This window comes from Roseibium sp. (assembly GCF_050301095.1).
Lineage (GTDB): Bacteria > Pseudomonadota > Alphaproteobacteria > Rhizobiales > Stappiaceae > Roseibium.
The window spans coordinates 1-8576 of record NZ_JBNKYW010000034.1; the positions used below are offsets into that span (position 1 = coordinate 1).

Annotated in this window: 8 protein-coding genes; 5 read left to right on the forward strand and 3 right to left on the reverse strand. The window is 59.9% G+C overall.

The window, feature by feature from the left end; all coding sequences use genetic code 11:
* Both ACQY7U_RS02385 and ACQY7U_RS02390 read right to left on the reverse strand, forming a co-directional pair.
* On the reverse strand, positions 1-833 hold an 833-nt coding region (locus ACQY7U_RS02385; protein ID WP_428641587.1), incomplete at its 3' end, for an alkaline phosphatase family protein.
* Positions 834-849: 16 nt separating this feature from the next.
* The gene (locus ACQY7U_RS02390) at positions 850-2037 is read right to left on the reverse strand and encodes a 2-aminoethylphosphonate--pyruvate transaminase (RefSeq protein ID WP_428641588.1); all 1188 of its coding nucleotides are present in this window, start codon (positions 2035-2037) and stop codon (positions 850-852) included.
* Between the two features lie 120 nt (positions 2038-2157).
* On the opposite strand from ACQY7U_RS02390, the gene ACQY7U_RS02395 reads away from it, so the two are divergent.
* From ACQY7U_RS02395 to ACQY7U_RS02415, 5 genes are all read left to right on the forward strand, one after another.
* Complete coding sequence (locus tag ACQY7U_RS02395) at positions 2158-3042, forward strand: LysR substrate-binding domain-containing protein (RefSeq protein ID WP_428641590.1); 885 nt, start codon at positions 2158-2160, stop codon at positions 3040-3042.
* A 481-nt stretch (positions 3043-3523) separates the two neighbouring features.
* Positions 3524-4768, forward strand: coding sequence for a plasmid partitioning protein RepA (repA, locus tag ACQY7U_RS02400; RefSeq protein ID WP_428641592.1), 1245 nt, complete (start codon positions 3524-3526; stop codon positions 4766-4768).
* On the forward strand, positions 4765-5781 hold the full coding sequence (gene repB / locus ACQY7U_RS02405) for a plasmid partitioning protein RepB (protein WP_428641593.1): 1017 nt from the start codon (positions 4765-4767) through the stop codon (positions 5779-5781). Before repA ends, repB begins: the two co-directional genes overlap by 4 nt.
* Positions 5782-6062: 281 nt before the next feature.
* Positions 6063-7337 carry a plasmid replication protein RepC gene (repC, locus tag ACQY7U_RS02410; RefSeq protein ID WP_428641595.1) on the forward strand — a complete coding sequence of 425 codons (1275 nt, stop codon included), beginning with the start codon at positions 6063-6065 and terminating at the stop codon, positions 7335-7337.
* A gap of 154 nt (positions 7338-7491) precedes the next feature.
* Complete coding sequence (locus ACQY7U_RS02415; protein WP_428641597.1) at positions 7492-8112, forward strand: exopolysaccharide biosynthesis protein; 621 nt, start codon at positions 7492-7494, stop codon at positions 8110-8112.
* 122 nt (positions 8113-8234) lie between these two features.
* Here ACQY7U_RS02415 and ACQY7U_RS02420 read toward each other — a convergent pair.
* Positions 8235-8576, reverse strand: a 342-nt coding sequence (locus tag ACQY7U_RS02420) for an HAD family hydrolase (RefSeq protein ID WP_428641598.1), incomplete at its 5' end; no start/stop codon positions are given.

Here is an 8576-nt window from a genome sequence, read left to right on the forward strand (position 1 = left end):
TTGCCTTCGCCCAGCCACTCGTCCATCAGGTCCTGCACATAGATCACGGCCGGCGATCCGTCGGCGAGATGCTTCGGCTTCATGCCATGGTCGGCGGTGACGACGATCGCCGCCCCCAGTTCGTCGAGCTCGGCGAGGTACTTGTCGAACATTTCGTAGAAGTCGAGCGCGCCTTTCTGGTCCGGGGCGAACTTGTGCTGGATGTAGTCGGTGGTCGACAGGTACATCACGTCCGGTTTGAATTCCTTGAGGAGCTTCACGCCGGCGGCGAAGACGAATTCGGACAATTCCGCCGAATAGACTTCCGGCACCTCCATGCCCAGCCACTTGGAAGCGTTGTCGATGCCGTTTTCGGCCAGCGTCGTCTGGTCCGATTTCTCGGAAGAGAAGCAGATCGCCCGGCCTTCGTCGTATTTCAGGCCGGCTCCCAGAAGCGCGCGCAGCTTGTCCTTGGCGGTGACCACGGCAACGCGGGCACCGGCTTCATAGAACTTCGAGAAGACCGTCGGCGCCCGGAGAAAGCGGACGTCGTTCATCATCACTTCCTCGCCGCTGTCCGGGTCGATCAGATAGTTGCCGCAGATGCCATGGACGATCGGCGGACGGCCGGTGGCGATCGAGAGGTTGTTGGGGTTGGTGAAGGAGGGGATCACCGAATGCGCCAGCTTGTCGGTGCCTTCCTCACGCATGCGTTTCAGGGTCGGCATCAGGCCTTTTGCAATGGCGACATCCAGGTATTCAGGCTCGCACCCGTCGAGGCAGATGGCAACCGCCGGAACCTTCGGGCTCGGGTAGACCCGTTCGTTGGCTTCGACGGGAGTATGGATGGTCATGTGGTATTCCTTGTCTTCAGGAGGCCAGTTTGGCGCGTTCTTCGAGTGCTGCGACGGGCGGGTTGGCGGAGGCCACGCCCATTTCGTCGAGCGATTCCTTGGCGGCGGTCACGACCTGCCGCATGATGTGTTCGTCCATCTGGCCGATGCAGCCGACGCGGAAGCTGTCGACCACGGTCAATTTGCCCGGATAGATGATGAAGCCCTTGTCCTTCATGAGGCCGTAGAAGCGGTCGAACACGAAATTCGGATCCGCCGGGCAGAAGAAGGTAACGATGATCGGCGACAACCAGCGATTATCGAGCAGGGTCTCGAAGCCGAGCTCGCGCATGCCGGCGACCATCACGTCACGATTGCGGGTATAGCGGCGGCCACGCCCTTCGACGCCACCTTCCGCCTCATGGGCACGCAGCGCTTCCAGGAAAGCCGCCACGACGTGGGTCGGCGGCGTGAAACGCCACTGGCCGGTCTTGTTCATATGCGCCCACTGGGCGTGGACATCGAGGCTCAGCGAATGGCTGTTGCCCTTGGCCGCTTCCAGTTCGGACTTGCGTGCGATGATGAAACCGAACCCGGGCACACCTTCGATGCATTTGTTGGCGGAGCTGACCATTGCCTCATAGCGGATTTTCGAGACTTCCAGCGGAATGGCGCCGAAGGCCGACATGCTGTCGATCAGGAGCTTGCGCCCGGCCGCATAGACGACCTCGGAGATCTCTTCGACCGGGTTGAGAATGCCGGAGGAGGTTTCGCAGTGGATCGCCACCACATGGGTGATCGCCGGGTCTTCGGACAGGATTTGCGCGACTTCATGGCCGCGCGGCGGCAAGTAGTCGCCCTTGTCCAACAGCCGGTAAGCCCGGCCGAGATAATCAAGCGTCTGCGCGGCGCGCAGCCCGTAGGCGCCATTGGCCAGCACCAAAGTCTTGCCGTCGCGGGGAATGAAGGAGGCCAGCATCGCTTCGACGGAAAAGGTTCCCGATCCCTGCATTGGTACGCAGTCGAAATCGCCGGAGCCGTCACCCAGCATTGCCGTCAGGCGGGTGCGCATCTCGCGGGTCATGGCGCGGAAGTCGCCGTCCCAGCTGCCCCAGTCCTTCAGCATGGCTTCCTTGACGGCTGCCGAGGTTGTCAGCGGACCGGGAGTCAGCAGATAGGGCTCGCCCAGGCGTGGTGCCGCGATCCGGGGAATTAGGGCGTTCATGGGAAACTCTCCAAATAGGTGGTTCCCGAACACATTTGCACCAGATACACCTATATGGAAAATCGTAATTTTCAATCGAAATATAGGCTCAGCTTATGAGCTGGAAAAAGGGGAAGATTTGTGAGCCACAGTCAGCTGAAAGCCTTCCACCACGTGGCGCTGCTGGGCGGGTTTTCCCGCGCGGCCGAAGCGCTCTGTCACACCCAGCCGGCCATCTCCGAACAGGTGCGCAAACTGGAACAGGATCACGACGTCCTGCTGTTTCACCGGGAACGCAAGCGCGTGCATCTGACCGAGGCGGGGGAACAGCTCTTCCGGCTGACCAAGCAGTATTTCGAGATCGAACAGCAGATCGATGAATATTTGTCCGAAACCAGCGCCGCCGTCACGGGAGAGCTGCGGATCATTGCGGATTCGGCGCACCATGTGACGGAGATCCTGACCCAGTTCCGCAAGAAATACCCGAATATCACCGTGTCCTTGCGCGTCGGAAACACCCGCGAAATCGTCGAGGAACTGCGGGCGTATAATGCGGAAATCGGCATTGCCGGCAGCGTCGACCCGGGCAGGGACATGGAGACCCTCAGTCTGGGGACCACCGAAATCATCGGCTTCGCTGCCCGCGGTGTGCTTCTGGCCTCGAAACACAGTCTCACCTTGAAGGAACTCTCTGAATTGCCGCTCATCTTCCGGGAAGAAGGGTCCAAGACGCGGGCCAAGCTGGTGGAGGCCGCTGCTCTTCAGGGGATCGAGCTGAAGCCTGCAATCGTCGCCGAGGGCCGGGAAGCCGTTCGCGAAGTCGTCGCCTCCGGCGCCGGCATCGGCTTCGTCTCGAAGGCGGAATTCGGCCACGACGACCGCTTGATTCAGATCGGCCTCAGCGACGTGGACCTGACCATGAGCGAAACCCTCGTTCACCTGTCGCAGAGGCGCGAAGTCAAGGTGATCCGGACCTTCATGGACGTCGCCCGCAGAACTCTGGCGGAACGGGAAGCGCAAGGGTAAGGCGAGGGACCGGTACACGGCGTCCAGGCGGTGCGGAGTTCCGATTGCGCTGCACGAAAACCAGGGAATCGGTTGTCCTGCCGGGAACCGATTCCTCCCCAGGAGACATCCTTGCCCGTTCGATTGCAGATCTTTTCAAGAACGCATGGATGGAATTCAACACCTTCTGCATACTTCAACGCGAAACGGCGATTCAATGCGCAGGTTTCGGGGACGGGTTAGAAACCGCATGGGAGCGGATTTCATAATCCTCTGATTCCATTGCGGGAATTCGAACCTCGTAGTTTTGACATTGGCAATGCGAGGCTGAAAGTTAATGGTCCGGTTTCGTGTTTCCGGACGGTTTCCCGAAAGGAATCCTGCCCTTACCAGTGGTTGTTAAGACCTCGTTAACTTAATATTTCTTGCGTGAGCCACCGGTTTTAGGCATCTATGACGGAGTGTCCGGCCCAATCGGACATTAAACCGTCAGAGGGCATAAATGGCCGTAAGCGAGAATTTTGCCGGCGAACGCGATACGATCGCGAAAATAGAGAGTTTCACGCACAGGCTCTCCGACCGTCTGCAAGCCATGCGTGAAATGACCTATCCGCCGGAGGCGCGAAAGGTGTTCGGCCGCACCTTCTCGACAACGGATCTCGTGCGCCTTCTGGGCGTTCCGGAAAGCACCCTGCGCACGCTGACGCTGGAAGGCAGGGGCCCCCAGCCGCACCGGGCGGAGAACAACCGGCGCATCTACACCATCGAACAGGTCTGGGAACTCAGGTCCTTCCTGGCGGAGCTGCGGCCGGACGATGCGCTGCGCCTGGCGCCGCACCGCCGGCCGGGCGAAAAGCTGCAGGTGATCGCCGCCGCCAACTTCAAGGGCGGCAGTTCCAAGACGACGACCTCGGTGCATCTGGCACACTATCTGGCGCTGCAGGGATACCGGGTCCTGTGCGTGGACCTCGACCCGCAGGCCTCCATGACGACCACTTTCGGCATTCAGCCGGACAGGGACCTGAGGGCGGGCGAAGACGACGACGAGCGCACGGACACCGCTTACGATGCCCTGCGCTACGACAATTACCGCGTGCCGCTCTCCGAGGTCATCCGCGAGACCTATTTCCCGGGCATTCATCTGGTCTGCGGCAATCTCCGGCTGATGGATTTCGAGTACGACACGCCGACGGCCCTTGCGGAGCGCACGACCGATGAACTGGGGCTTTTCTTCCAGCGGCTCGACGCGGTGATCCGTTCGGTCGAGGACAATTACGACGTGGTCGTGCTCGATACGCCGCCCTCGCTCGGCTACACGACCATGGCCGCGCTTTACGCAGCGACCGGGCTCATCATCACCGTGCACCCGGCCATGCTGGATGTCTCGTCGTGTTCGCAGTTTCTGAAGATGATCGCGGACGTCACGCACACGCTCTCTGAAGGGGGGGCGGTGTTCGAGCATGACTTCACCAAATTCCTGCTGACACGCGTCAATCCGAACGACGGCCCGCAGAAGATCATGTCCGGCACGATGCGGGATCTGTTCGGCACGGATGTGCTGGTAGCCGAGGCGATTGAATCGACCGCCATCGCATCTGCCGGCGTTGCCAAGAAAACGCTTTACGAAATCGAGCCTGGAGAGATCGGCAGGGAAACGCTCAAACGCGCGCTGGAAAGCGCGGATCGTGTGAATGCCGAGATCCTGGAGATGATCAAGGGCGTCTGGGGCCGGGAGGGACGGGGATGAAGAAGTCGATCGTCAAGATGATGTCCGCTGCGACGGCCGCCGCGGCAGCGGAGAAGAAAGCGGACCCCGCTGCCGCTGCACCGCACCAGAAGGTGACCACCCCGGTTGTCAATTCCATGGGCCGGGCGCTGTCGCACATGCGTGAGGACAGCATCATCTCGCTGGATCCTTCCAAGATCGACCCGAGCCCCTATTCCGACCGTTTCGAAACGGATGAGGAAGCCCGGGAAGCTCTGGATGAGCTGAAACTGTCCATTCATGACGAAGGTCAGAAGATCCCCGTTCTGGTGCGTCCGCATCCGGCCGCGAAGGACCGCTACCAGCTTGCCTACGGGCACCGGCGTCTGCTTGCCATTCAGGCTCTGATGGCTGAGGCCTCAAAGCCTGAAACGATCAAGATCAAGGCACATGTCCGGAAGCTGTCGGACGCCGAGCTCATCAAGGAACAGTCCCTTGAAAACGGTGTCCGGGAAAACCTGACATTCGCCGAAATGGCGCTCTGGGCAGTGCAACTTCGCGAGGCCGGGCTCAAACAGCGCGAAATGCAGCCGGTGCTCGGCCAGGTGCAGACCGTAATTTCCAACATGTTGAAGGTCGCCGACAGCATCCCGTCCGACATCATTCGCGCCATCGGCCGTGCAAAAAATGTCGGCCGGCCCGCCTGGATGGATTTCGCCAAGCTGTTCGACGACACGAACGCCGAAAAACGCATTCGCAAGATCATCGGAAGCGACGCCTTCAAATCCGCCACGGCCCAGGAACGTATGGCCATGGCCGCGGAAGCAGCGCGGGGCCGGGGCAGGAAGGCAAAACCGGCTGCGCCGGAGACTGTTGAAATCAACTCAAACGGGTCCGTGGTGGCCCGGCTGAAGAAGACGGCGTCGGCGACGACGATTGCCATTCCGAAGACCGAAACGGATTTCGCACTTTGGTTGACCGACAATCTGGCCGACCTTCACGGCAGTTTCCTGCGGCTGCAGGAACAGGCCGGTAAGGGAAAACGTCAGAGCTAGAACACCCGTGCCGATCATGGAAAAGGGAGGATGAAGACCCGGAAAACACGGCTTGAAAATGAAAAGAGACCGAAGCGGCGGCAACCGTTCGATCTCTAAATCACAGGTTCAACTTGGAAAGTCCAAACAGGAACCTCAACACACTCCTGTTTTAGGCCAATTCCGAATCACGCGCAAGATCCATCTTGTGTGAACGGTGGAATTCTGCCGATTTCTGCAAGTTGCACCTCCAATTGAACAGAACACCGAGCCTTGACCGGCGGCGGTGAACGGAGGTTGTCATGCCTACTGTTTCGAACGTTTCTTCTTTCCGGAAGATGACGCCGAGGATACTTGCGTCTCAGCGTCTGGCCATGTCCAACGATATTCCGGACATCGGCAAATCCGAAGTGGCGATCGCGCTCAAGCGCGCCGCACAGCCTCTGGGGCTGACGTCCACGGCCTATCATGTGCTCGATATCCTGCTCGGACTGTCGAAACCGGACGACTGGAAAGGTGCCGGCCGGCCGATTGTCGCCATCTCCAACGAAAAGCTGGCGTCCTATGTCGGGCGAAGCGAACGTACGGTCATCCGGGCGATCAGACAGCTCGTCGAGGCACAGGTGCTGGCCTACCGGGACAGTTCAACCGGACGGCGGTGGGTTCATCGCAACAATGGCGGCGAGATCACATATGCCTATGGCCTCGATTTCACGCCCGCCCGTGTCCGCTACCGCGAAATCAAGCGGATCGCGGACGAATGGCAGGCCGAACTCAACGCCCGGCGGGAAGCCAGGCGCACGGTGACACGCGTTTCCAGGGCGATTGTCGACATCGTTGAGGCGACGATGGATGTTGACCTGTCCGATTTCCGGGACCAGATGAACGCCATTCTGGAGGACGGGAGCGAGGTTCAGGAAAAATCAGTTGCCCTGCAGGACCTATACGACCTGCTTGTCGAGGCTCTGACGGAAGCACGGATTGCGGACGAAAAACAGTCCGGAAACAAGGGTATGACAGGCGAGCATGACACCAATGTCACCCCTTTATCTAATACAAACTCACCAGACTCTTGTTCCTATAAACGGACATCCGCTAACGCGAATGAAATTAATTTTCCTTCTGACGCCGCTTACAGCGGCGAAATAGCTCCTGAAAGGGAGCAAGCGGAGCGGTCTCGGGTGAAAACGACCGCCACTCCCGCGCGGAAGCGCTCCGGGAAGGCGGATTTTACCGGATCCGCAGCACTCGACGCGGTTTCAATCTCCTTGCTGGAAAGCGCCTGTACGACCGTCCAGAGCGATTTCGGACTGTCTCTCAAAAGCTGGCCGGAGCTTCTGTCTGCGGCCGGCGTCATGCGGATCGGCATCGGCCTGAGCGAGGCTGCCTTCGCCGACGCCTGTGCGCGTCTCGGCCGGCAGGCGGCCTCCGCAATTCTTGCGGTCGTCGCTGAAAAGGCACTGCGGGATCCTGAGAAAATCAGTTCACCTGGAGGATATTTCCGCGCCTGTTGCGACCGCGCAGTGGAGGGAAAACTTGCCCTGGCAAGGTCCTTGTTCGGATTGGCAGCAGGGTAGGGCCGGGGGGTAAAATGGTGAAAAACCGGCGGCGATTGGCTACGCATCCCGACAGGAACGTTGCAAATGCGGTTGCCGGGGCGTACTGCCGCTTAATGACTATTCTATCAATTGAAGAATCATGGCCTTTTTTCTACCGCGGGAGAGCACGTCTGTGCACACGCTGAATCGGACACGCCGAAAACCTTCGCTGTCGCTGCCGATCCTGCGTGCGTCCCGCGATCAGCACCACACCAACACCCTTACCCTGGGCAACCTGCTGTCCGCGCTCGGAGAAACGTCTTTCGGTTGGGCCATTTCGCTGTTTTCACTTCTGACGCTGCTGCCCCTGCCTCCGGGCTCCTCACTCGTGACCGCCCTGCCGCTTCTGCTCACGACGGCACAGATGGTGCTCGGGTTTCCCCACGTGAAACTCCCGGGGCCGCTTGCGCGACTGCGTCTCAATTACGCGAAATTCAGAAAAACCGTCCTGCGCCTGAGGCCCATCACCCGCAGGCTGGAACGCGTACTGAGACCCCGCTATCAGCACTTCTTTACCGAAAAGAGCGAGCGGCCTCTCGGCGGGTTGCTGTTCGTGATCGCCTTTGCCCTGTTCCTGCCCGTGCCTTTGAGCGGCTGGTTCCCGGCTGTGTCTCTCTTCATCGCAGGTGTGGGAATTGTCGAACGCGACGGGGCCGTAACGGCCCTCGGTCTGGTGCTTGGCGTGGCTTCCGTGCTCCTGACGGCCGCCATCCTGACCATTCTCACGACCAACGCGGGCGCCATTCTTTCCTGATCGGAAATTCAGATCGCTCGCTTTGAACCCGCTTCACCCGTTTGCAGCTTATGAATGCTGCCCGGGTGATCAGGCGGGTCATCTCCTGATTGCGAGGGCCCCTTATTCCTCTGGCAATCTGTTCACTTCGCCGGGACAGCCAAGGCTTCTTCGTGCAGACCGGTCCCTGCCGGCGCGGGTCTGGCTAATATGGGCAGGTCCAGGAGGTCCTGAAAGACCGTGGCTCTATGGTCTGCCTTGTGGGCGTCGGCATCGGGATTGAACAAAATTGTCGTCATGCCGAGCGCCTTGGCACCGTCCAGTTCATTTTGCGCGTGGCCGACGAAGGCGGCATTACCTGGAGCTACGCCCAGGGGGGCCAGTGCCGCCAGATAGATTTCCGGAGCAGGTTTTACAACACGCAATTCGCTTGAATCGGCATAGCTGTCCCAGATGTCGTGGATGCCGACGGTGCGGAACCAGAC

What these genes read in the sequence shown, in the direction of transcription:
- ACQY7U_RS02390 (WP_428641588.1), bottom strand. Translation starts at nt 2,037, where the DNA reads ATGAACGCCCTAATTCCCCGGATCGCGGCACCACGCCTGGGCGAGCCC.
- repA (WP_428641592.1), top strand. Translation starts at nt 3,524, where the DNA reads ATGGCCGTAAGCGAGAATTTTGCCGGCGAACGCGATACGATCGCGAAA.
- repB (WP_428641593.1), top strand. Translation starts at nt 4,765, where the DNA reads ATGAAGAAGTCGATCGTCAAGATGATGTCCGCTGCGACGGCCGCCGCG.
- repC (WP_428641595.1), top strand. Translation starts at nt 6,063, where the DNA reads ATGCCTACTGTTTCGAACGTTTCTTCTTTCCGGAAGATGACGCCGAGG.